A 23,717-nucleotide genomic window follows, 5' to 3' on the forward strand; every position below is an offset into this window, starting at 1 on the left:
GCTTACCTGCCCTGTTTCTACAATGAAAATAATGAAAGTAACGACAAACCGCGCCTTATCCATGTCTCCGGTGGAGATGTCATCACCTGAAAACAGCGATGCCTCGGGCAAACGCAAACGAAGCAATTCTGTCTCCGGAAACGATGCGCTCCAGTTACGATTTAAACGTCTACGTGCCGACGCCGCAGAAAGAGGCCCGGTCGCACCCGATCAGGAATTCAGGCAGGATATCGATCAATTTTTAAGAAAAAGGTGGCTTCATCAACGTACGATTGGCAGAGAAAAGGTCGGTCTGGGGGAATTTGGCGAACTGCGCCGCCAGCAGTTGCAAAGTCTGCCCGGTGGTGAATCGGTAGCGGCACAGTATGGTTTAATAATGGCCCAGGAGGATATCAATAATCTGAAAGATATCGATGATCTGGATGAGTTCAATCAACCAGATTACTCCGATAAACTGCATATAAACAACAAGATGAACGTTACATACCATCGTAGCGAACTGTCAGAGGCTTTTGAGGCTCAGTGCAATCAGCTCTACCTGAATCGGGTCGGGCCCCCTAAAACACATGAGACGATAGTTTTTATCAACAGCACACATAATGCGCCGCGGCTATTATCGTTAATGCCACAGCACTTACTGGAAAAGGGGAGTATCGCCGAACACTTAAAAAAACATGTCCTGCCTTTATCCCCGGGGATCTATGCCGTACGCTTGCCGGCCCCCAGTGCCATCACTGGCGCTCGTTTGGCCCGGAAATCTGAAGAGTTCATTCAATTATTAGGTGCCAGGCCCTCGCCGTTTCGCGCGGCGCAATCAAGTGTCCCCTTCCAACAAGTGATAAAGCATTACCCTCCGCATCTGATTAGTGAAACCCGGTTAGCCCTGCAGGACCCACGTTTTCAACAAACGATTGAACAACTTCGTCATTTACCAGATGGGCACAGTGCCCAGCCTCTGACAAAAACAACAGCGGACCTGCTGGAAACGATGTTATCTAAAATCGATTGGCGACTGTCCTGTTGTTATCCGCTACCCGGCCAAAACACCGGAAAACACATCCCGTTGCCGTTTAGTCCCGCGGTGATGCAGAATTCGCTGAAATCACTGTTAGCTGCATCGGAAGCCATGACGGCGGTGGTCCATGACGGTTTGGCCGTTTCTGACTGTTACCGCATTGTGTCTGAGGAAATGCATGTTCTGTTAAGTAGCTGCACCCCATATGGCATCAGTGATTTTAAAGCCTCGACACAACAACAGTTATCCAGGCGTATAGATAAAAGCTGCCAGATGCTACTGAGCAAAAACGGGATCACTGAGTCATTTTTATTCTCTTCGGGTATGCACGCAATCAGCCTTGCTCTCGATTTAGCCCAGAAAATGGGGAATGGCAAATCAATATCCCGTCCCTCTCTGAAGGGCGCGGACAGCGACCAGATTGAAACACCGATATATTTCGAAGTCGAGCACCTGTTGGACGAGAAACCGGACGGAACCCCCGTCGATAAAAACACCCTTTACACCACGCTGAATAGCTCCATGCCGGAAGACGGAGATAACAGCACTGAGGGTGTGATACACGTTATTGCCAGTACGAAAAAGATGCTGGCGGATCGGGTACCACAGTCCCCTCCACTTACATTAATTCTCGACAATACGATTGAAAAACGCCACGACATTCAGCGAGTAACACAAGCGTTGGCCGAAGAAATTGGCAGCGGTCAGTTGAATATTATGCTGTGCAAAAGCTACCAAAAATATGCCAGCCTAGGCACGGCAAAGCCAATGTCAGGCTCCATTACCCTCATCGGGAAATCCTCGCCGCTCATGACAAGCGGCCAGTCCTGGCTTAGGAATACTGAAACTAATCTCAACTGGATAGACAACCCGGAATCGCAGCTGATGGTGCATATGCTGGGTGCAGATGAACACGAGTTTGCGATGCTGGAACGTGCGGCAGAAAACGCCCAATTTGTAAAAGACACGCTGTTCATCGGTAAAGATGGTCATGTAGACACAAAACGATGGGAACCCGGCCTGCCGTTTATCGGCATTAGCATGCCAGATGAAAATGAGAGCAACTTTATTCTTAATCCACAGAGTAGCGACAAAAACTCAATTAAGGGTTTTGAATTTAGTAAACGTGAATTATTACATTCTCAAATCCTGCGTGAACGCAGCAGCTTTGGTTTTACCGACACCTCAATGATAAAAGTAATATTAGGAGAGACGAGTAATCCCGGTGAGTTCATGCGTATCGCTTTTGGTATGGAGAGTAAAACAGAGCTCTGTGAACGCCTGTATATGGCCTCACGCTTGCTGGAAAATGATTTCAGTACCTTTAGCTGTCCGGACGCAAAAATGGAGATGGAAAAATTACTGGATGATTCGGGGCTATTCCCTGAAACACCGGGCGATAAGCCGCTGAGTCTGGCGCAAAAAATGGCAGAAGTGGCCTCACATCAGCGCGGTATCGTCACGGCAGGTGATGGAAAAAGCGTCAATGCCATGCGGCAGGCAATGCAATTGCGACAGCAGAACGGTATACCCGCAACGGAAGATAAAAACAGCGGTGATGAAATGCGCCAGGCAGTGGCGCCTCAGCAGCCGGGTGGAAATTTTCTAATGAGTAAGCTGGCCTCGGTCACCTATCAACTTTCGTGGATGGGACTCAAAGGGCTAGATAAATTCGGCAACATTCTTCCCGCAGGAGATAAGCGTATTGCTGAAGAACTGGTGGGAGCTTTTGTCGAGAGCGGCATGCATGGCGTATCACCCCATACCCGAGCTTACATTCTGGAATTTGGTGCGAGGATGGCCATTCACGACCTGTCGTCTATATCACCCGCAACACAGAAAGAGGGGGTTAGGCGCCTGTTAGCACTCAGTGAGCGAATGGGCGGAATGCCAGTGGTTCGCCTTAACTGCCTGAATCAAATCGATGATGATACGCTTGAAGGACTGCCGATACAGGCACAGCGGCAAATCATCGATAAACTTTTTGTTCCGCTTGATAACGTCTCATGTCTGCAATTTATTGCCGAGCAAGTTAAAGAAAAAGAGCCGATCACGGCAGGTTTATGCATGAGCGCGCTGGAAAAAAAATTGCAAAGCGGCAACGATATTATGCGTTCAGATACCTTAGAAAAGGGGACACCGTTCTCCACACCAGGCGTTATCTCCCCCCGGGACGTGAATTTCATCAAAGAGAGCTTAATTCGCTTCCAGATTTTCAACTCAAGGAACCGCTAATCCGCATTGGCTGCAGGGCAGCGTAATCAACCGGAACAAATTTCAACGCGGAAGGCGCTGCCCGTGGGAAGCCCCCTCCGCGTCGCTCACTATTTAAAGTTTTTCTCGCGCTTGATCAAGTCATACGCAGCCTGAATTTCCTGCGCTTTTTGCTTGGCCATTTCCATCATCTCCGGCGGTAACCCTTTCGCGACAAGCTTGTCAGGATGATGCTCGCTCATCAACTTACGATAGGCTCGCTTAATCGTGACCCCATCATCGCTACTTTTTACGCCCAACACGCTGCAGGCATCTTCCAGCGTAGGGCCTCGCTGTGTATGTTGATAGCCACCCTGCGAGTGGCCACCACCGGACGAATAACCACCGCCAAATTGCTGTCCGCCTTCCATCATGCGCAAGAACTGATCGAACTGGCTGCGTGAAATACCTAATTCTTCGGCAATAACATACAGCACCTGACGTTCATTCGGGTGTAACGAGCCATCGGCAAAAGCCGCTTGTATCTGAATTTCCAGAAACATCCTAATCAGATCAAAACGGCCAAAACATGCACTACGCAGCTCACGTAATTTATTACGCAAAGGATATTCGCCCTGCTTCCCTTCACGAAATGCCTGCTGAGCAGCGGTTCGCGCCTCGCCATGCAGTTGCATACGGTCCATGAGCCGAGACGCCATTTGAATATCAGCATCGGTTACGCGCCCTTTTGACTTCGTCAAATGGCCCATCACCTGAAAAGTTGTGCGAAAAAACAGCGTTTGCCGCACTTGCTGATTGGCAAAATACCCCTGCCCCTGTACGCTACGGACTTTATCGACCAGATGACCAATAAGTAATCCAATGGCCAGGCCCCAAAAACCTGCGCCAGACATTAAACCCAGCACAAGGCCGAGTACTTTTCCCCAATAGCGCATATACTCCTCAATTCGCCATGCTGAAGGCTGCAAATTGCATTATCATACCTGTCATTTATCTCAGAGCCTAACGGCAACGCGGACACAGGGTACTCTACATAACTCAGAATTGCAGGCTGGCCGTACACGAATAACGTCCCGGGAGCATAAACTAAACTCTCTGGCCGAAATAATGAATACCGCCATGACGCAGGCAATCTGAAGTATGGGGAGTACAGGATTAACACTAGCGCAACTCAATTGAGTAAGTTAGTCTCTGACCGTTTGTCGGCATGATGCCAGTTATCACGGAATTTTCGATACCGCGTATGAAAAAACGACTACCTACTTTGCTGGCCACCCTGATTGGTTCAGCGCTTTACAGCCAGTACGGCCTTGCCGACGATTTGATGTCGCAATGCATGCTTGGCGTACCAAGCTACAATCGTCCTCTGGTTGAGGGAAGTACTGACCAGTTGCCGGTAACGATTAACGCTGATAACGCGAAAGGTAATTATCCTGATAACGCGGTATTCACCGGAAATGTCGATGTCCAGCAAGGGAACAGTCGCCTGCGCTCTGATGAAGTTCAACTTCATCAGAAGATGCTGCCCGGTAAAACGGAGCCTACACGTACTGTAGACGCCTTGGGTAATGTGCACTACGACGACAATCAGGTCATCCTGAAAGGCCCGAAGGCCTGGTCTAATCTGAACACCAAAGACACTAACGTCTGGAATGGCGACTACCAAATGGTTGGGCGCCAGGGACGTGGCGTGGCCGATCAGATGAAACTGCGCGGACAAAATCGTTATACCATTCTGGAGAATGGGACCTTTACCTCATGCTTGCCCGGCAATAATAGCTGGAGCGTAGTCGGCTCAGAGGTGATTCAGGATCGGGAAGAGCAAGTAGCTGAGATTTGGAATGCCCGTTTCAAAATCGGCTCAGTACCGGTGTTCTACAGCCCTTATCTGCAACTACCTATTGGGGATAAACGCCGGTCCGGTTTTCTGCTCCCCAATGCAAAATATGGCAGCAATAATGGCTTTGAGTTCATGCTGCCCTATTACTGGAACATCGCGCCAAACTTTGATGCGACATTAACGCCGCATTATATGAGTAAGCGCGGCGTACAGTGGCAGAACGAATTCCGTTATCTGACGGTGGCCGGTACAGGTCTGGTCGAGTTCGATTATATGCCGTCCGATAAACAGTACGACAAAGATCATCCGGAAGATAAAGATTCAAACCGCTGGTTCTTATTCTGGCGTCATTCCGGCGTCTTCGATAAAAACTGGCGCTTTAACGCCGACTATTCGAAAGTCAGCGATCCGTTCTATTTTAACGACTTAGACTCACCCTATTATTCGTCTACCGATGGCTATCTGACGCAAAAATTCAGTATCGGTTATGCCGAAGAAAACTGGAACGCAACCCTTTCCAGTAAGGACTTCCAGGTCTTTAATGTGAGAAACGTGTATCGTGCGCAGCCACAGCTGGATCTTAATTACTACCAGAATGACATTGGTCCGTTTGATACCCATGTCTTTGCACAGGCGGTAAAATTCACCAACGTCGATTCGCGTTTCCCGGAAGCCACGCGTCTACATTTAGAACCCACCGTTAACCTGCCAATGTCAAACGACTGGGGCAGCATTAATACTGAAGCTAAGCTGCTGGCGACTCACTATCAGCAGGATGATGTGGAGTTTTTCAACTCCCGTAATCCAGAGAACCAGCTTGATGAATCAGTAAACCGCGTGATGCCGCAGTTTAAAGTTGACGGCAAGATGGTGTTCGATCGTGATATGAAATGGGCACAGGGATATACGCAAACGCTTGAACCACGCGTGCAGTATCTCTATTTGCCGTTCCGTGACCAGAGTAATATTCAATCTTATGACTCCACGCTACTGCAAAGCGACTATACCGGCCTGTTCCGCGATCGTACCTACAGCGGTCTGGACCGTATTGCTTCCGCTAATCAAGTAGCAAGCGGTTTAACAACGCGTATTTATGACAACGATTTGGTTGAACGTTTTAACGTTTCCGCGGGTCAAATTTACTCGTTTACCCCGTCTCGTACCGGTTTGAATCAAACCAGCGACGAAGATGATACCGGCAGTCTGGTTTGGGCGGGTGATACTTACTGGAAGATTAGCGATCGTTGGAGCACACGCGGTGGCATCCAGTATGATACGCGTTTAAATAACGTATCACAGGGCAACGCGGTGCTGGAATATCGTCGTGACGCTGACCGCATGGTGCAGTTGAGCTATCGCTACGACAGCCCGGAATACGTCTCTACTGCATTACAGCGCAATGATGTCGCAACCAACCCCATCTTTAAAGATGGCATTTCACAGGTTGGCATGACGGCAAGTTGGCCAATCGCCGATGCCTGGTCAGTGGTGGGGGCTTATTACTACGGCACCAAATCACGCAGGCCCGCTGAGCAATTGCTTGGCGTGCAGTACAGTTCGTGCTGCTATGCGATTCGTGTCGGCTACGAACGTAAAATCAACGGCTGGGAAAACGATGACAGCAAATATGACAATCAAATCTCATTCAACATTGAGTTGCGTGGCCTGAGCTCTAATTACGGCTTAGGAACCGGCCAAATGCTGCGCCAGGGTATTTTGCCTTACCAGCGCGCTTTCTGATGTTGTAATGTCTGACATGCAAACCCGCAGTGCGGAAAGAAGAATGGAAAAAGTATGAAGAACTGGAGAATGCTGGTTATTGGTGTGGCTTTGGTTGCCAACACCTCAATCGCAGCACCACAAGTTGTTGATAAAGTTGCCGCCGTGGTAAACAACGGTGTGGTTTTAGAAAGTGATGTCAATGGCATGATGCAGTCGGTTAAAGCGCAAGCGCAGCAGGCCGGACAGCAGTTACCTGAAGACAGGACGTTACGCCATCAGATCGTAGAACGTCTGATCATGGATAATATTTTGCTACAGATGGGCAAACAAATGGGCGTGCAGATCACCGATCAGCAGCTCGACCAGGCTATTGCTAACATTGCCGCCCAGAACCGCATATCAATGGATCAAATGCGCAGCCGTCTCGCCTATGACGGTGTAAATTACAGCACTTACCGCGAACAAATCCGCAAAGAGATGCAGATTGCGGAAGTACGTAACAACGAAGTTCGTCGCCGCGTGACTATTCTGCCACAGGAAGTCGACACGCTGGCACAGCAAGTTTCATCACAAAACAACCAGGGTACTGAACTCAATCTGAGTCATATCTTGCTGCCGCTGCCGGAAAACCCGACGCAACAGCAGGTTGACGATCAGGAAAATCTGGCGAAGCAGTTGGTCGGGGAAATCAGAGGCGGTGCTGATTTTGGTAAGCTTGCCGTGACTTACTCTGCCGATTCACAGGCGCTGAACGGCGGCAACATGGGCTGGGGAAAAATTGAAGAGTTACCCACGCTGTTTGCTCAGGCCCTCAGTACCTCTAAGAAAGGCGATATCGTAGGCCCAATCCGCTCAGGCGTTGGTTTTCATATTCTGAAAGTAAACGATCTGCGTGGTGAGAGCCAGAATATCTCTGTAACGGAAGTTCACGCACGCCATATCCTGCTGAAACCCTCACCGATTATGACGGATAACCAAGCCCGTCAGAGACTGGAACAAATCGCTGCGGATATTCAGAGTGGTAAAACCAACTTTGCTGAAGCAGCAAAACAATTTTCAGACGATCCAGGTTCGGCGAATCAGGGAGGCGACCTTGGCTGGACCTCGCCTGAAGTTTTCGATCCCGCCTTCCGTGATGCGCTGCTAAAACTGAATAAGGGGCAACTCAGTGTGCCGATCCACTCCTCTTTCGGCTGGCATCTGATTCAGTTACTCGATACTCGCCAGGTTGATAAGACCGATGCGGCACAGAAAGAACGTGCCTATCGTCTGCTATTTAACCGTAAATTCGCGGAAGAAGCGCAAACCTGGATGCAGGAACAGCGTGCCGCCGCTTACGTTAAAATCCTTGACGCTAATGCTCAGTAATACACGTGTGGTTATCACTCCCGGCGAACCCGCCGGGATTGGACCCGATCTGGTCGTGCAACTGGCCCAGCAAGCCTGGCCGGTGGAGCTGGTAGTGTGCGCAGCGCCCGATTTACTGCAGCAACGCGCCAACCAACTGGGATTACCGTTGGTATTACGTGAATACCAGCCAGCCACGGCTGCTCAGCCACAGCAGGCCGGTACGCTTACCGTTTTACCTGTTGAACTCCGCCATCCCGTCACCGCAGGGGAACTCTGCGTACCGAACGGGCACTATGTGCTGGAAACGCTGGCGCGCGCCTGTGATGGTTGCTTGAAGGGTGAATTTTCCGCATTAATCACCGGGCCGGTGCATAAAGGCGTGATCAATGATGCCGGCATCCCTTTCAGCGGGCATACGGAATTTTTTGCCGAACGCGCCGCATGCGATCGTGTAGTGATGATGCTGGCAACGGAAACGCTACGCGTTGCGCTGGCCACCACACATTTGCCGTTAAAAGCGGTTTCTGATGCCATCACGCAGAAAAGTCTGCATGAGGTGATCGGTATTTTGCATCAGGATCTCCAAACAAAATTTGGCATCGCCCAACCCCATATTTTTGTCTGTGGGCTCAACCCACACGCGGGCGAAGGCGGCCATATGGGCCGCGAAGAGATCGATACCATCATTCCCGCGTTGAATACCTTGCGTCAGCAGGGTATTCAACTCACCGGACCTCTGCCAGCCGATACGCTGTTCCAGCCTAAGTATCTGCAGGAAGCGGATGCCGTGTTAGCGATGTATCACGATCAGGGGCTACCGGTGCTAAAATATCAAGGCTTTGGTCGTGCGGTGAATATCACCCTCGGTCTGCCATTTATCCGTACGTCTGTCGATCATGGTACCGCGCTTGAACTCGCGGGCCAGAACACAGCCGATGCGGGAAGCTTTATCACGGCGCTTAATCTCGCCATCACCATGATCAAGAGCAGTAATGAATAATCGCGTCCACCAGGGCCATTTTGCCCGCAAACGTTTTGGACAGAACTTCCTCAACGACCAGTACATCATTGATAGCATCGTTTCCGCCATCCACCCCCAGCCCGGTGAGGCAATGGTAGAAATCGGTCCCGGCCTCGGTGCCCTGACTGAACCGGTAGGCGATCGTATTGATGCCATGACCGTCATTGAACTTGACCGCGATCTTGCGGCACGTTTGCAAACTCATCCGTTTCTCGGTCCTAAACTGACGATATTTCAGCAGGATGCGATGACCTTTAACTTTGCCGAACTGGCAGAGCAGAAAGGACAACCTTTACGCGTATTCGGTAATTTGCCTTACAATATCTCTACGCCGTTAATGTTCCACCTTTTCAGCTATACTGGTTCGATTAAAGATATGCACTTTATGCTGCAAAAAGAGGTGGTCAATCGTCTTGTTGCTGGCCCGGGCAGTAAAGCTTATGGTCGTTTAAGCGTGATGGCGCAGTATTTTTGTAAAATCATTCCGGTGCTGGAAGTGCCACCCGAATCTTTCACGCCGGCGCCAAAAGTGGATTCGGCCGTTGTCAGATTAGTCCCGCATGTAACGATGCCGTATCCGGTTAATGATATCCGAGCGTTAAGCCGCATCACCACCGAAGCTTTCGGCAAGCGCAGGAAAACACTGCGTAACAGTTTAGGCCATCTCTTTTCACTGGAAGTATTGAATGAGTTGGGCATCGACAACACGCTGCGCGCGGAAAATATCACCGTCGCACAATATTGCCAGTTAGCAAACTGGTTAACTGCGCATCCCGAGCCGCAGGAGAACTAAACGCATGATTGAATCGCCCCGAATCTGCATACAGGTACAGAGCGCCTATGTTGAGTCACAATCCGCTCCGGACGACGAACGCTACGTTTTTGCTTATACCATCACTATCCGCAATTTAGGGCGCAATCCTGTGCAGCTTCTGGGCCGCTATTGGCTGATTACCAACGGCAATGGTCGCGAAACCGAAGTTCAGGGTGAAGGCGTGATCGGCGAACAGCCGCACATTGAGCCGGGCAGCGAGTTCCAGTACACCAGTGGTGCCATTCTTGAAACACCGATGGGCACCATGCAGGGCCACTACGTGATGATTGATCGGCAGGGGAAAACCTTCCACGTTGATATCCCGGTGTTTCGGCTGGCCATACAAACCCATATCCATTAACCCATCTTACAGGCCGGTCCACGCCTCACCCACCATCGTGGGTTCCGTTCCTTGAATGAGACTCCCACTGTGCCTGTATCGCCCTTATGTGGTGATTTTCTCAGGCAAACAGGGGGGCAGCGAGCGGCGTGACGAATAAAATAGCTTCGGGGATCAAATACATATTTTATGAGCACCTATTTAATTGGCGACATCCACGGCTGTTTTGATGAATTACAGTCACTTCTGGCACAGGTAGCATTCGATCCAACACAGGATACCCTGTGGCTAACGGGCGATCTGGTTGCTCGCGGCCCGGGATCGTTAGACGTATTACGCTACGTCCGTTCGCTGGGAAACTCCGTACGATTGGTACTGGGCAATCATGATCTGCATCTTTTAGCCGTTTACGCGGGTATCAGCCGCAATAAACCTAAAGATCGCATTACGCCGTTGCTGGAAGCACCCGATGCTGACGAGCTGATAAACTGGTTGCGCCGTCAGCCACTGCTTCAGGTTGATGAAGATAAGAAACTGGTGATGGCACATGCAGGTATTACGCCACAGTGGGATATCGCCACGGCAAAAATGTGCGCGCGTGAAGTCGAAGCCGTTTTATCCAGTGACAGCTACCCGCTGTTTCTGGACGCAATGTATGGCGATATGCCCAATAACTGGACGCCCGAACTCACTGGTTTAGCCCGCTTGCGTTTTAGCACCAACGCTCTCACCCGCATGCGCTATTGTTTTCCAAACGGGCAGTTGGATATGATCTGCAAAGATGCTCCGGGATCGGCACCGCCGCCGCTTAAACCCTGGTTCGCTATCGAAGGGCCCGTTGCACGCGACTATACCGTAGTTTTCGGACACTGGGCTTCTCTGGAAGGCCAGGGGACACCGGAGGGAATTATGGGTCTGGATACAGGGTGCTGCTGGGGAGGAACGCTAACGCTGCTGCGTTGGGAAGATCGTTCTCTGTTCGTACAGCCTTCGAATCGCGAGCGCGAAATTGAAGTCTGACGTCATACGCATTTAGCGGGTAAAGCATGCACAAAAATAAGTCGGCCAGCCTCACAAGGCTGGCCCGGTAAGTTAACGGCGATCGAGAATTTCGAAGCAGTAACTATGAGAGTTTTTTTCATCCGCGTCATGAAACTCGCTAAATGTTGACTCCCACTCATCCGGCTCGTAGTCCGGGAAATGGGTATCCCCTTCAACTTCTGCATCAATATGAGTCAAATAGAGGCGGTCTGCACGTTTGAGCAACTGCTCATAAATACGCCCTCCACCAATCACCATAATCTCTTGCGCATCACCTGCAGCCGCAATTGCCTCTTCAATAGAGCTAACCCATATCACGCCTTCGATATCACTTTTCTGGCTGCTGACAACAATATTGAGTCGATTCGGTAGAGGACGGCCAATAGACTCCCAGGTCAGGCGGCCCATAATTACCGGTTTATTTAACGTGGTACGTTTAAACCAGGCCAAGTCTGCAGGCAGATCCCACGGCATGGCATTTTCCATTCCAATTACGCGGTCGGCCGCTAAAGCCGCAATCAGACTAATCATCATAGTGAACTCAACAGAGATAAAATTGGCGCCATCATACGTAACGGCGAAACTTTCGTCGATAGTGATATCGAGAGATTTAAGTAAAGCTTTGTAGCATTCACCAACGTGCCCCTCAATAAAGGCTCTACCTCCTCTGCCCACTCGCAGTGGCTCGGTATTACTCATCCGGCCGCCACCGCTGGCGAAACTATGAAAGCCTTATCACCACATGCTAAACTTCCGTTTTCCCCCTCATCCAAGCAGCGGCATGACTATGTTAGAAACCAGTTTATTCGTCGCAGCCATTGCAACGCTCGGCATGCTCTCCCCTGGCCCGGACTTTTTTCTGATCATTAAGAACGCGGCTCGCTATACCCGCGGTTTGGCGTTAATGACATCATTGGGCGTAATTTGCGGCGTAACCACACATATGGCGTACTGCGTTGCCGGACTCGCCGTGGTTATTACCACCACACCGTGGCTATTTATGTTGCTGAAATATGCGGGGGCTGCCTATTTGATTTATGTCGGTTTGCAGGCGCTTATGTCACGTGGCAATAGCAAAATGGATTTAAGTCAGGTACAGCAGGAAAAAACCTCATGGAAAAAAGCCTTCCTGCAAGGTTATCTGTGTAATCTGCTTAATCCTAAAGCAACGTTATTCTTCCTGTCGGTCTTTACCCAAGTATTAGATACTGATTCAGGCTTTGCTGAAAAGTTATGGTATGCCGGTATTATTCTCAGTCTGTCAGCGATCTGGTGGCCAGCACTGGTGTTTCTAATCCAAAGTGGCCCGGTTCGGCGCGGCTTGTCCAGGGCGCAAAAGCTGATTGATAAGCTGCTTGGCGGCGTACTGATCGCTCTCGGAATCAAAGTCGCGTTGTCATAACACACACCAGATAAAACACGATCTACGCCATATCAATGCAGTTCAGGCGACATTGCTGGCTGAACTGTTCTCCCTGTGCCAGCATCCGTAATCCCCCCTTCCCCTCTATGTTGTGCGCATTCGCCGCATGGCTCATCGGTTCCAGACAGAAAAAATCCCCTTGATAGTGTCGATCAAAAGCACTATCCGGCATAAACAGGAAAAATACCGGGCAAGGGGGCTGAGTGAGTAACTGAAGCTGCAATTTTCGCTCCGGCCATTGCAGTCTTGCATGCCCATCCCAGCCATGGAAACCGTTATTGATCCACTGGCGGGGGAGGATTGCAGGTTGATTAAAATCCAGCGATGGTATCAGCGGTGCGCGTTTACCGGCCAGCCAACCAGCATCCTCCAGCCAGTAGCTGTCAGCTTTCGCCTGGATGCGTGTTTCTGCCGTCAACGGGAAGAAGGGATGCCAACCCAAGCCATACGGCATCGGATTTTCCCCCAGATGCCATACGGTCAGCGTTAATGTCAGTCCTTGTTCATTCAGTTCAAAGCACTGTTCGGCACGATAGTGATAGGCTTCCTGCTCGCGCTGAAAGCCGAGCGTCAAGCTACCGTGCTGCTGTGAAAGGCGATGCCACTCACCAAGCCAGCCATCACCGTGTAAGTAATGAGGATCGCCAGACGTATTCGGCTCCAGTTTATATTCGCGCTGGTCAACGTAAAAGCGATTCTCTTTTACTCGATTTCCAAAAGGTATTAGCGGAAAACAGCCTGATTCTCCGGAGGCTGTCTCCTCGCTGACACGGGTTGGGCGCAGTAAAGGTACTTCATCGCCCTGATATTTCAGCACATACTTGAGAATAGTGCCGCCATTCGTTGAAACCACCAGCAAAAATCGATCGTTTTCCAGCATAAACAGCGCCATCGTATGACTCCTGAGCCACAAAAATAACTTACATCGTTCGCGGCTGCTCAGCGGCGGTGCCATTACGCTCTACAGCCTGGCTCAGTTGTTTCTCTAATGCTTCCAGCGTAGTACCTCGCGTTTCCGGTACTTTACGCAGAATAAACACCAGGCCAGCCAGACAAATTACACCATACAGTAAGAAACTACCCGATGCGCCCAGCGCAGCGTTAAGTAGCGGGAAAGTGTAAGTCAGTACAAAACAGGCCACCCACAGAGCAAAAGTGCCCACAGCCATAGCCGTTCCCCTCACACGATTAGGGAAAATTTCGGCCAACAGGACCCACGTCACCGGAGCAAGCGTCAGCGCATAAATAGCGATAGCCACCAGCACTAAAATCAGTACCGGCAGTCCTAACAGACCCCAGGCATAAGCACCGGCCATCAGCAGATAGATAACCGTTAGCCCACCGGCCCCGAGGATCATCAATCGACGGCGACCAATACGATCGACCAGCGGCAACGCCAACAGCGTAAACACCAGGTTAATCAGCCCGGTTGCCACTATCGATTTCAGCGTATCGTTGATGTCAAAACCCGCAGAGGCAAAAATCTCTTGTGCATAGTTGAAAATCACGTTGATCCCGCACCACTGCTGAAAAACCGCCAGCACAATGCCCAGCACCAGCATTGGCCGAACATCCTTTTTCAGTAGCGCCGAAAGCGGAACCTTCTGTTCATGCTGATTCAGCGTTTGCTGAATTTCTGTCACCGTCTGTTGCGCGTAGTTTTCGTCGCCAATCCGCTGTAACACCTGATGCGCCTGACTGACACGCCCCATTTTTATCAACCAACGCGGCGATTCCGGTACCCAAAACAGCAGCACCAGGAATAACGCCGCCAGCACGCCACAGGCGCCAAACATATAGCGCCACGCCATCTGCCCATTCCAGGTTGCCAGTAGATCTGCTTGCGTCGATCCCGGCGCGACAGGATCGGCTATCAGTAAATTAATTAACTGTGCCGCCAGTACACCCACCACAATAGTTAACTGGTTAATGGCAACAAAACGCCCACGCTGTGCGGCAGGACTGACCTCAGCGATATAAACCGGAGAAAGCGCTGACGCCAGGCCGATCCCCAGTCCGCCCACGATACGGTAGATGACAAAGGCTTCAAAACTGGTCGCCAGCGCGGTTCCTACCGCCGATACCAGAAAGGTCAATGCGGCAATTACCAGCGGAAATTTACGTCCATAACGATCGGATAGCAGCCCCGAAGCCAGAGCGCCGATAACGCACCCAACCAACGCCGAGCTCATTGCCCAGCCGGACTGTGCGGGATCGGTTATATGGAACCAGGCTTCGTAAAACGGCTTAGCGCCACCGATAACGACCCAGTCATAGCCAAACAGCAGCCCTCCACAAGCAGCAACCAGGCAAATAATCCAGACGTAAGACATATTCATGTGCGGGGGTTGATGTGTATTCATGACAGGTTCCTCGTGCTGTCAGCACATCGGACAGCAGAATAGTGTGAGCGCCAGAGGCAAAAATTTATGGCTTTGTTTTTTCACTATTCTGGATGACAACGTCGGGTGATTTATGCGCCATGGTCACGCATTAAAGTAAACGGGGTTTAATAAAAATGTTATGAAGAGTAAGGGGGTGAACCACTTCCCCCATATTGAAGATAAAAAAATGGCCTCCTTACGGAGGCCATCAGAGATAACAACAAGCGCAAGTCCGCTATTTACCGATCTGTGCGTGCATCTCCTGCACTGAAATAACCTGTTCCGTTGGATCCGCATTCAGCGCCATCGCGGTCGCGAAACCGCCGTTTAACGTGGTGTCATAATGCACTTTATATTGCAAAGCGCTACGGCGGATCACACGGGAGTCTTCAATCGCCTGACGTCCGGCCGTGGTGTTCACGATGTAAGCATACTCACCGTTCTTCAGACGGTCCTGAATATGTGGACGTCCCTCATGCACCTTGTTCACCAAACGCGGATTGATACCCGCTTCGCCCAGCACCACCGCCGTACCATGCGTTGCATCCAGCTCGAAACCGAATTTTTGTAGTTTCGCCGCAAGATCAACAATACGTTTCTTGTCGCCTTCACGCACGGAGAGCAGCGCACGGCCTTTCTTCTTCATGTTTGACTGCGCGCCTAACATTGCTTTAGCAAAGGCTTCAGCAAAGGTACGTCCTACGCCCATCACTTCACCGGTTGAGCGCATTTCAGGACCCAGAATCGGGTCCACGCCCTGGAACTTGTTAAAGGGCAGAACCACCTCTTTTACCGAGTAATAAGGTGGGATCACCTCTTCGGTCACGCCTTGTTCAGCCAGCGTTTTCCCTGCCATCACGCGGGCTGCCACCTTCGCCAGCGGCACGCCGGTCGCTTTGGAAACAAAAGGGACGGTACGCGCGGCACGTGGGTTCACTTCTATCAGATAAACTTCGTTATCTTTAACTGCGAACTGCACGTTCATCAGGCCGCGCACCCCAAGTTCAAACGCCAGTTTTTCGACCTGAACGCGCATCACATCCTGAATTTCACGGCTCAGCGTATAGGCTGGAAGTGAACAGGCGGAATCCCCGGAGTGCACGCCAGCTTGTTCAATGTGCTCCATGATGCCGCCGATCAGTACGCGTTCGCCGTCGCAAATTGCGTCAACATCAACTTCCACCGCGTCATCAAGGAAACGATCCAGCAGTACTGGCGCATCGTTGGATACCGACACCGCCGTCTGGAAGTAACGCTTCAGGTCAATTTCATCGTAGACAATTTCCATAGCGCGGCCACCCAGCACATAAGACGGACGAACCACCAATGGATAACCAATGTCAACGGCCCGCTCTACCGCATGTTCAAGCGCGGTAACGGTAGCATTCGCCGGTTGTTTCAGGCCTAAACGCTCTACCGCCTGCTGGAAACGCTCACGATCTTCAGCACGGTCAATCGCATCCGGGCTGGTGCCAATGACCGGTACACCGGCCGCTTCAAGCGCACGCGCCAGCTTCAGTGGCGTCTGGCCACCGTATTGCACAATCACGCCTTTTGGCTTCTCGATACGCACAATTTCCAGCACATCTTCCAGCGTAACCGGCTCAAAGTAGAGGCGATCGGAAGTATCGTAGTCGGTAGAAACCGTTTCAGGGTTACAGTTAACCATGATGGTTTCATAGCCATCTTCGCGCAGCGCCAGCGCAGCATGAACACAGCAATAATCGAACTCAATGCCCTGACCGATACGGTTTGGACCGCCGCCGAGCACCATGATTTTTTCGCGATCCTGATTAGGATTCGCTTCGCACTCTTCCTCATAGGTGGAGTACATATAAGCGGTATCCGTCGAGAACTCCGCGGCACAAGTGTCAACGCGTTTATAGACCGGATGCAGGTTGTAGCGCTCACGCAGCTTGCGGATCTCTGATTCTGACACGCCAGCCAAATCAGACAGGCGCGCATCGGCAAAACCTTTACGTTTCAACGTGCGCAGAAAATCATGGGTCAGTCCGTTTACCCCATCATGCGCCACTTGCTCTTCGAGGCGTACCAGTTCCTCAATTTGCACCAGAAACCAGCGATCAATATTGGTCAGATTGAACACGCCATCAACCGACATGCCCGCACGGAAGGCATCAGCGATATACCAGATACGATCGGAACCGGCATCTTTCAGTTCGCGGCGAATTCGGGTCAATGCATCGGCATCATCCAAATCTACTTTCGGATCAAAACCGTGCACACCGACTTCCAGGCCGCGCAAGGCTTTCTGCATTGATTCCTGGAACGTACGACCAATCGCCATCACTTCGCCAACCGATTTCATTTGTGTCGTCAGGCGGTCGTTCGCACCGGCAAACTTCTCAAAGTTAAAGCGAGGGATCTTGGTCACAACGTAGTCAATAGATGGCTCAAACGACGCAGGCGTACGGCCCCCCGTGATATCGTTCATCAACTCGTCTAGCGTGAAGCCTACGGCCAATTTTGCTGCCACTTTGGCAATCGGGAAACCAGTGGCTTTCGATGCCAGCGCGGAGGAGCGTGATACGCGTGGGTTCATCTCGATAACAATCAGACGACCATCTTTTGGGTTGACCGAAAACTGTACGTTAGAACCGCCGGTTTCCACGCCGATTTCACGCAGTACCGCCAGCGAGGCGTTACGCATGATTTGGTACTCTTTGTCGGTCAGCGTTTGCGCTGGCGCAACGGTAATTGAGTCACCGGTATGGATCCCCATTGCGTCAAAGTTTTCAATGGAACAGACGATGATACAGTTGTCGTTCTTATCACGCACCACTTCCATCTCATACTCTTTCCAGCCAATCAGTGATTCATCAATCAACAGCTCATTGGTCGGGGAGAGATCGAGTCCACGCTCACAAATCTCTTCAAACTCTTCGCGATTATAAGCGATGCCGCCGCCGGTACCGCCCATAGTAAAGGAAGGACGAATGATGCACGGGAAACCGACATCTTCCGCGACCTTCAGCGCTTCTTCCATGGTATGTGCGATGCCGGAACGGGCGGTGTCCAGCCCAATGCTTTTCATCGCGACATCGAAACGACGGCGATCTTCCGCTTTATCAATCGCGTCGGCAGTTGCGCCGATCATGGTTACACCGAACTCTTCCAGCACCCCCTGACGCTCGAGCTCCAGCGCGCAGTTCAGCGCCGTTTGCCCGCCCATAGTAGGCAATACCGCGTCCGGGCGCTCTTTTTCAATAATTTTGCGTACCACTTCCCAGTGAATCGGCTCGATGTAGGTCGCATCAGCCATCTCCGGGTCGGTCATGATTGTCGCCGGGTTCGAGTTCACCAGAATAACGCGGTAGCCCTCTTCACGCAGTGCCTTACACGCCTGCGCGCCAGAGTAGTCGAACTCACAGGCCTGACCAATAACGATCGGGCCAGCACCAAGAATCAGGATACTTTTTATGTCAGTACGTTTTGGCATCTCTTTTTATCTCCTGATTATTTTGCGATGGAACGGTGGGCTTCGATCAGTTCAATAAAATGATCAAACAGCGGAGCCGCATCATGCGGGCCCGGGCTCGCTTCAGGGTGTCCCTGGAAGCTAAATGCCGCTTTATCCGTACGGTGGATTCCCTGGACGGTATGGTCAAACAGCGAGGTGTGCGTCACACGTAAATTGGCTGGCAGGTCGCGATCATCGACGGCAAAACCGTGGTTCTGTGCAGTAATCATCACACAGTCTCTGTTCAGATCTTTTACCGGATGGTTACCGCCATGGTGGCCGAGCTTCATTTTCACCGTTTTCGCGCCACTGGCCAGTGCCAGCAACTGATGTCCAAGGCAGATACCAAAGACGGGGATGGTCGTTTCCAGCAAAGTCTGAATCGCCGTAATAGCATAATCGCAAGGCTCTGGATCACCTGGACCGTTAGACAAGAAAACCCCATCCGGGTTAAGTTTCAACACATCTTCAGCCGAGGTTTGCGCGGGTACAACGGTCAGGCGACAGCCCCGGTCGACTAACATGCGCAGAATATTACGCTTCACACCATAATCATACGCCACAACGTGGAATGGCAGTTCTTGTTCACTTTTCTGCTCCGGTAAACCGGTATCCAGCGTCCAACTTCCCTGCTGCCAGCTGTATGCTTCGCGGGTCGTGACCTCTTTTGCCAGATCCATTCCCTTCAGGCCAGGAAAGGCTTTCGCTTTCTGCAATGCCAGTTCAGCATCAGGTGCCCCCCCCGCAATGATGCAACCGTTCTGCGCCCCTTTCTCCCGCAGCAGGCGGGTGAGTTTACGGGTATCGATATCGGCAATCGCCACAATGTTATGGCGCTTAAGATAGTCTGACAGCCCTTCCTCATTACGAAAATTACTGGCAATTAGCGGCAGGTCGCGAATGACGAGGCCCTGCGCATGAACCTGAGAGGATTCTTCATCAGCCACGTTGGTGCCGACATTACCGATATGAGGATAAGTGAGAGTGACGATCTGGCGGGAATAGGAAGGGTCTGTAAGGATTTCTTGATAACCGGTCATTGAAGTGTTGAAAACGACTTCCCCCACTGCCGACCCTTCTGCCCCAATGGCCCGACCGTGGAATTGGGTTCCGTCTTCCAGAACCAATAGCGCTGACTTAATCAAAACGTCCTCCAGGGAATAAACAGTCACAATATTTGCATATTAATTCAAAGAGTATGGCTGAATCAATGCAAAAACCGCCTGATGGGTCGATTTTCGGCAAATTGCGCGCATTCTAATGATAGCCCTGGCAATTGTCTACCCTGACAGACAGTTTTTCATTGTTTTTCGGATGACTGAGAAGAAAAAATGGGTATTAGCCCTGAAACACATCACTTTCCTGACGATAAAATCGGTTGCCTGCGGTAAACAATTAAAAACAGAGGAGCAATGCAGAGAAAAATGGACCAAATGGTCAAAAACACATGTTGGCGGCGATTAAAAACACATAAAAATGCAATTTATAACAGCAAAATACAAAAACAATAAAAAAACCATCATTTAAACAAAAACAAAAGGGTAAGAAAAAATTACCCTTTTATATCAAAACATTAAAATTAAACCCGATAAAGATAAAAACAAAAAAAATCACAAATCATTCAAAGAAAGCACATCTTTCATATCAAAAATACCGCTTTTTTTATCAGAAACCCACAAAGCAGCTTTTACAGCACCATTTGCAAAAGTCATGCGACTTGAAGCCTTATGAGTAATCTCAACCCGCTCGCCAACATCAGCAAACATCGCCGTATGTTCTCCAACGATGTCACCCGCGCGTACAGTTGAAAACCCAATAGTTTGCGCTTCCCTCTCGCCGGTATGCCCTTCACGCGCATAGACCGCGTGATCGTTAAGTTCCCAGTTCATTGCGCCCGCGATCGCTTCCCCCATCGCCAGTGCCGTGCCTGATGGAGCATCAACTTTATGCCGGTGATGGGCTTCAATAATTTCAATATCCGCGTAATCCCCCATCACTTTTGCCGCTTTTTCCAACAGCTTGAGTACCAGATTAACCCCGACGCTAAAATTGGCGGCAAACACAATCCCAATCTGCTGTGCGGCCTGCTTAATCGCGGCTTTGCCTGCTTCATCAAAACCCGTGGTACCGATAACCATGCCTTTGTGGTGTTCACGGCAAAAAGCCAAATATTCCAGCGTACCTTCAGGGCGGGTAAAATCGATGAGGATATCAAAATCATCAACGACCTCCGCAAGGTTATCGCTAATCCGAATGCCAATACTGCCGATCCCCGCGAGCTCGCCTGCATCACTGCCAATGAGTGACGCGCCTTTTCGCGCCAGCGCCGCGCCTAAACATACGCCTTCAGCCTGCTGCGTAGCCTGAATTAACTGCCGTCCCATGCGTCCGGTCGCGCCAACGATGGCAATGCGGATTTGATTCATATCTTTTTTTCCCGACTTAAATCTGTACTAAATATATGCCCAAAAAATTCGGGCAACGTGGTAAGGTGCCGCGAACTTACATCACGACACGTGCAGGCACAGCCCATAAACCTGCAGCCAGGGGTATGGCGAATAAAACAGGTTAGCGACGTGATAACCGCTGTGCCACAACTAAAAACCGATAATAAGAATTTTATGCCAGCGCGCTGGCATTATCAGTAAACGCTATATCAGCCGATGTTTTGCCACTCAGGGTGCATGCTGTAATACTTCCGCAACCCACTGTCTAAAACCGGATACGTCCAGGTCCAGCGCAACGTCAGCATTAGCCGGCATCCCAAGGTGATTATCAATATCCACCACGGTGGTACCAGCAGTGAATTCACCCTGAGTTTCTACCGCGACAAAACAGCGTTGCGTGGTAAATAACGTTGGCTTTATCAGCCAGGCAATGGCGCACAAATCATGCATGCGCAAGCCTGTGGTCATACTCCCGCTACGATAATGGCTGAATATAGCGTGCAGCATGCTGCCGGTTTGATTTAAGCCCGATAGTTGCGCCAAATAGTCCGGGCTTAATATTGCCTGATTAGTTACGTCCAGCCCACACATCACAATTTCCAGCCCGCTGGTAAATACGCGTGCCGCCGCCTCGGGATCGATGGCGATATTAAACTCCGCAGTGGGAGTTAAATTGCCACGTCCGGCAGATCCCCCCATCATCACCAGCCGTTTAATTTTCGGTTTGCATTCCGGGTATTGCGTTAGCAACAGCGCGATATTGGTAAGTGGGCCGATGGTCACCAACGTGACGGGCTCCGCGCTGGCAGATAAACAGTCATATATCGCCTGAAACGCCGGCACTGGCAGCGTGGTACGCGCGTGCTCGACAAACGTGTAACCTTCCATTCCCGACTCGCCATGAACATTAGCGGCATCGCGCGGGCGACGTAGCAATGGCGTCGCCGCGCCCTGCGCTACCGGGATATCCGCTTGCCAGAAGTGCATCAGTTGCAGCGCATTTCGCGTGGTTTTTGCCACTGAAACATTTCCCGCAACCGTGGTGATCAGCTTCAAATCCAACTGTGGGGAAAAAAGTGCCGCGGCCAGAGCGATAGCATCGTCGATGCCGGGATCGGTATCGAGAATAATTGGGATCCTGTTCATTGTTTCCTCCATAAAAAATGCCAGACGATTTGCATCGACTGGCATCTTCGCATACTTAGAAACCGCGTGCGCTACTCGACTTCACGAACCTCGACGCGTAGCTCTTTTGGCACCTCAAAAACGATATTCTCTTCGCGACCCATTAATTCAACCGCCGCTTCACCACCCAATTCACGCAGACGCTTTATCACATCCTGAACCAAAATATCGGGCGCCGAAGCACCGGCGGTGACACCCACGCAGTTGACACCTTTAATCCACTCTTCCTGAATATCTTCAGCTGAATCGATCAGACGCGCCAGCTTACCCGCGCGCTGTGCCAGTTCTGCCAGACGATTTGAATTTGATGAGTTCTTTGAGCCTACCACCAGCACCACATCGGCATCTTTCGCCAGATTGCGCACCGCCTCCTGGCGGTTCGTCGTGGCGTAACAAATATCATCTTTGCGCGGCCCAATAATTTTCGGGAAGCGGTCACGCAATGCATCAATAATCTCTGATGTATCATCCACTGACAGCGTGGTTTGGGTCATAAAGCACAGGTTATCTTCATTTTTCACCTGCAGTTGATACACGTCTTCCGGTGACTCCACCAAATACATTCCCCCTTGTGGGTTGCTGTACTGGCCCATGGTCCCTTCAACTTCCGGATGGCCGGCATGACCGATCAAAATCGCTTCGGTCCCTTTACGGCTGGCGCGCGCCACTTCCATATGGACCTTTGTGACCAGCGGACAGGTCGCATCAAATAACATCGTCAGGTTACGCGAACGCGCTTCCGCGCGCACCGCTTGCGATACGCCGTGCGCAGAGAAGATCAGGATCGAGTTATCCGGCACTTCCGCGATCTCTTCAATAAAAATCGCACCACGATCGCGGAGACTGTTCACTACATAGCGATTATGCACCACTTCATGACGAACGTAGATCGGCGCACCATACATCTCAAGCGCCCGCTCAACAATGCTTATCGCGCGGTCGACACCTGCGCAAAAGCCACGTGGATTAGCCAACAGGATTTGCATGCGCTCCCTCCAGTACCGGATCGATTTCCAGCACGTCGACGTCAAACAGAATGGTCTGTCCTGCCAATGGATGATTAAAATCAACGGTGATCGAATCACCGGAAATTTCGCGGATCACCCCCGGCATTTCACTGCCGCCCATGCCGCTAAACAACATGATAGAACCCACCTCAGGTTCACCAGCCTGCATAAAATCACGGCGGGAGAAATACTGGATCATATCAGGACTGGCCGGGCCAAATGCAGACTCCGGCGACAGCGAAAAGGCATGCTTATCACCCACCTTCAGCCCAAGCAGCGCCTGTTCAAGCGCATCGGACAGGCTGCCATCACCAAGACGGAATAGTGCAGGTTTACCGTTGGCACGCGTCGACTCGGCGGTTGAACCATCATCGAGTTTGAGCGTGAAATGCACCAGCACCGCGCTATCACGTTGTACAGAATCAGTCATGAC

The 23,717-nt window shown here is 51.0% G+C and carries 19 protein-coding genes; 9 read left to right on the forward strand and 10 right to left on the reverse strand.

The genetic code is table 11. From position 1 onward, the window contains the following. Positions 1 to 31: 31 nt before the first annotated feature. Entirely contained in the window at positions 32 to 3,250 is a 3,219-nt protein-coding gene (locus J1C60_RS14715) for a hypothetical protein (protein WP_128179571.1), read from the forward strand. An 89-nt stretch (positions 3,251 to 3,339) separates the two neighbouring features. Here the strand turns inward: J1C60_RS14715 and djlA are convergent, their stop codons facing one another. Further along, positions 3,340 to 4,164 (reverse strand): co-chaperone DjlA, encoded by an 825-nt coding sequence (gene djlA / locus J1C60_RS14720; protein ID WP_128179572.1) that lies wholly within the window; start codon positions 4,162 to 4,164, stop codon positions 3,340 to 3,342. A gap of 272 nt (positions 4,165 to 4,436) precedes the next feature. On the opposite strand from djlA, the gene lptD reads away from it, so the two are divergent. From lptD to apaH, 6 genes are all read left to right on the forward strand, one after another. Further along, on the forward strand, positions 4,437 to 6,809 hold the full coding sequence (lptD, locus tag J1C60_RS14725; protein WP_128179573.1) for an LPS assembly protein LptD: 2,373 nt from the start codon (positions 4,437 to 4,439) through the stop codon (positions 6,807 to 6,809). Between the two features lie 54 nt (positions 6,810 to 6,863). Then, entirely contained in the window at positions 6,864 to 8,159 is a 1,296-nt protein-coding gene (gene surA / locus J1C60_RS14730; protein WP_128179574.1) for a peptidylprolyl isomerase SurA, read from the forward strand. Next, on the forward strand, positions 8,149 to 9,141 hold the full coding sequence (pdxA, locus tag J1C60_RS14735; RefSeq protein ID WP_128179598.1) for a 4-hydroxythreonine-4-phosphate dehydrogenase PdxA: 993 nt from the start codon (positions 8,149 to 8,151) through the stop codon (positions 9,139 to 9,141). Before surA ends, pdxA begins: the two co-directional genes overlap by 11 nt. Continuing rightward, positions 9,134 to 9,955, forward strand: coding sequence for a 16S rRNA (adenine(1518)-N(6)/adenine(1519)-N(6))-dimethyltransferase RsmA (gene rsmA / locus J1C60_RS14740; RefSeq protein ID WP_128179575.1), 822 nt, complete (start codon positions 9,134 to 9,136; stop codon positions 9,953 to 9,955). The genes pdxA and rsmA overlap by 8 nt, the downstream gene beginning before the upstream one ends. A 4-nt stretch (positions 9,956 to 9,959) precedes the next feature. Beyond that, positions 9,960 to 10,337 carry a Co2+/Mg2+ efflux protein ApaG gene (apaG, locus tag J1C60_RS14745; RefSeq protein ID WP_128179576.1) on the forward strand — a complete coding sequence of 126 codons (378 nt, stop codon included), beginning with the start codon at positions 9,960 to 9,962 and terminating at the stop codon, positions 10,335 to 10,337. A gap of 168 nt (positions 10,338 to 10,505) precedes the next feature. Then, positions 10,506 to 11,336 carry a bis(5'-nucleosyl)-tetraphosphatase (symmetrical) ApaH gene (gene apaH / locus J1C60_RS14750; RefSeq protein WP_128179577.1) on the forward strand — a complete coding sequence of 277 codons (831 nt, stop codon included), beginning with the start codon at positions 10,506 to 10,508 and terminating at the stop codon, positions 11,334 to 11,336. Between the two features lie 72 nt (positions 11,337 to 11,408). Here apaH and folA read toward each other — a convergent pair whose 3' ends face one another. Further along, the gene (folA, locus tag J1C60_RS14755) at positions 11,409 to 11,888 is read right to left on the reverse strand and encodes a type 3 dihydrofolate reductase (RefSeq protein ID WP_128179599.1); all 480 of its coding nucleotides are present in this window, start codon (positions 11,886 to 11,888) and stop codon (positions 11,409 to 11,411) included. Positions 11,889 to 12,144: 256 nt separating this feature from the next. Here folA and J1C60_RS14760 point away from each other — a divergent pair, with 256 nt between their 5' ends. Then, on the forward strand, positions 12,145 to 12,759 hold the full coding sequence (locus tag J1C60_RS14760) for a LysE family translocator (protein ID WP_128179600.1): 615 nt from the start codon (positions 12,145 to 12,147) through the stop codon (positions 12,757 to 12,759). A gap of 22 nt (positions 12,760 to 12,781) precedes the next feature. Here the strand turns inward: J1C60_RS14760 and J1C60_RS14765 are convergent, their stop codons facing one another. The 4 genes from J1C60_RS14765 to carA all read right to left on the reverse strand — a co-directional run bounded on the left by J1C60_RS14765 (position 12,782) and on the right by carA (position 19,790). Beyond that, positions 12,782 to 13,672 carry an aldose 1-epimerase gene (locus tag J1C60_RS14765; protein WP_128179578.1) on the reverse strand — a complete coding sequence of 297 codons (891 nt, stop codon included), beginning with the start codon at positions 13,670 to 13,672 and terminating at the stop codon, positions 12,782 to 12,784. Between the two features lie 28 nt (positions 13,673 to 13,700). Continuing rightward, complete coding sequence (locus tag J1C60_RS14770) at positions 13,701 to 15,143, reverse strand: sugar porter family MFS transporter (RefSeq protein ID WP_128179579.1); 1,443 nt, start codon at positions 15,141 to 15,143, stop codon at positions 13,701 to 13,703. 256 nt (positions 15,144 to 15,399) lie between these two features. Beyond that, positions 15,400 to 18,624: a carbamoyl-phosphate synthase large subunit gene (gene carB / locus J1C60_RS14775; protein WP_128179580.1), complete on the reverse strand. Its 3,225-nt coding sequence runs from the start codon at positions 18,622 to 18,624 to the stop codon at positions 15,400 to 15,402. Positions 18,625 to 18,641: 17 nt separating this feature from the next. Then, entirely contained in the window at positions 18,642 to 19,790 is a 1,149-nt protein-coding gene (gene carA, locus J1C60_RS14780) for a glutamine-hydrolyzing carbamoyl-phosphate synthase small subunit (protein ID WP_128179581.1), read from the reverse strand. 169 nt (positions 19,791 to 19,959) lie between these two features. Between carA and J1C60_RS14785 the strand changes: the two genes are divergently transcribed. Then, a complete protein-coding gene (locus J1C60_RS14785; protein ID WP_154325325.1) occupies positions 19,960 to 20,109 on the forward strand; it encodes a hypothetical protein in 150 nt (49 codons plus the stop codon). A 146-nt stretch (positions 20,110 to 20,255) separates the two neighbouring features. On the opposite strand, the gene dapB is transcribed toward J1C60_RS14785, so the two are convergent. The 4 genes from dapB to fkpB form a co-directional block, all read right to left on the reverse strand. After that, positions 20,256 to 21,071 (reverse strand): 4-hydroxy-tetrahydrodipicolinate reductase, encoded by an 816-nt coding sequence (gene dapB / locus J1C60_RS14790; RefSeq protein ID WP_128179582.1) that lies wholly within the window; start codon positions 21,069 to 21,071, stop codon positions 20,256 to 20,258. 249 nt (positions 21,072 to 21,320) lie between these two features. After that, the gene (gene rihC / locus J1C60_RS14795) at positions 21,321 to 22,238 is read right to left on the reverse strand and encodes a ribonucleoside hydrolase RihC (RefSeq protein ID WP_128179583.1); all 918 of its coding nucleotides are present in this window, start codon (positions 22,236 to 22,238) and stop codon (positions 21,321 to 21,323) included. A 71-nt stretch (positions 22,239 to 22,309) separates the two neighbouring features. Further along, on the reverse strand, positions 22,310 to 23,263 hold the full coding sequence (ispH, locus tag J1C60_RS14800; RefSeq protein ID WP_128179584.1) for a 4-hydroxy-3-methylbut-2-enyl diphosphate reductase: 954 nt from the start codon (positions 23,261 to 23,263) through the stop codon (positions 22,310 to 22,312). Beyond that, on the reverse strand, positions 23,244 to 23,714 hold the full coding sequence (fkpB, locus tag J1C60_RS14805) for an FKBP-type peptidyl-prolyl cis-trans isomerase (protein WP_128179585.1): 471 nt from the start codon (positions 23,712 to 23,714) through the stop codon (positions 23,244 to 23,246). Before fkpB ends, ispH begins: the two co-directional genes overlap by 20 nt. Positions 23,715 to 23,717: the final 3 nt, after the last annotated feature.

The sequence above is a fragment of the [Pantoea] beijingensis genome (assembly GCF_022647505.1).
GTDB classification, from domain to species: Bacteria; Pseudomonadota; Gammaproteobacteria; order Enterobacterales; family Enterobacteriaceae; genus Erwinia; species Erwinia beijingensis.

Coding starts and splice junctions, on each gene's coding strand:
- J1C60_RS14770 (WP_128179579.1), bottom strand. CDS start 15,143: ATGAATACACATCAACCCCCGCACATGAATATGTCTTACGTCTGGATT.
- folA (WP_128179599.1), bottom strand. CDS start 11,888: ATGATTAGTCTGATTGCGGCTTTAGCGGCCGACCGCGTAATTGGAATG.
- J1C60_RS14760 (WP_128179600.1), top strand. CDS start 12,145: ATGTTAGAAACCAGTTTATTCGTCGCAGCCATTGCAACGCTCGGCATG.
- djlA (WP_128179572.1), bottom strand. CDS start 4,164: ATGCGCTATTGGGGAAAAGTACTCGGCCTTGTGCTGGGTTTAATGTCT.
- surA (WP_128179574.1), top strand. CDS start 6,864: ATGAAGAACTGGAGAATGCTGGTTATTGGTGTGGCTTTGGTTGCCAAC.
- dapB (WP_128179582.1), bottom strand. CDS start 21,071: ATGAATCAAATCCGCATTGCCATCGTTGGCGCGACCGGACGCATGGGA.
- lptD (WP_128179573.1), top strand. CDS start 4,437: ATGATGCCAGTTATCACGGAATTTTCGATACCGCGTATGAAAAAACGA.
- rihC (WP_128179583.1), bottom strand. CDS start 22,238: ATGAACAGGATCCCAATTATTCTCGATACCGATCCCGGCATCGACGAT.
- carB (WP_128179580.1), bottom strand. CDS start 18,624: ATGCCAAAACGTACTGACATAAAAAGTATCCTGATTCTTGGTGCTGGC.
- apaG (WP_128179576.1), top strand. CDS start 9,960: ATGATTGAATCGCCCCGAATCTGCATACAGGTACAGAGCGCCTATGTT.
- fkpB (WP_128179585.1), bottom strand. CDS start 23,714: ATGACTGATTCTGTACAACGTGATAGCGCGGTGCTGGTGCATTTCACG.
- J1C60_RS14765 (WP_128179578.1), bottom strand. CDS start 13,672: ATGGCGCTGTTTATGCTGGAAAACGATCGATTTTTGCTGGTGGTTTCA.
- ispH (WP_128179584.1), bottom strand. CDS start 23,263: ATGCAAATCCTGTTGGCTAATCCACGTGGCTTTTGCGCAGGTGTCGAC.
- apaH (WP_128179577.1), top strand. CDS start 10,506: ATGAGCACCTATTTAATTGGCGACATCCACGGCTGTTTTGATGAATTA.
- J1C60_RS14785 (WP_154325325.1), top strand. CDS start 19,960: ATGACTGAGAAGAAAAAATGGGTATTAGCCCTGAAACACATCACTTTC.
- rsmA (WP_128179575.1), top strand. CDS start 9,134: ATGAATAATCGCGTCCACCAGGGCCATTTTGCCCGCAAACGTTTTGGA.
- J1C60_RS14715 (WP_128179571.1), top strand. CDS start 32: ATGAAAGTAACGACAAACCGCGCCTTATCCATGTCTCCGGTGGAGATG.
- pdxA (WP_128179598.1), top strand. CDS start 8,149: ATGCTCAGTAATACACGTGTGGTTATCACTCCCGGCGAACCCGCCGGG.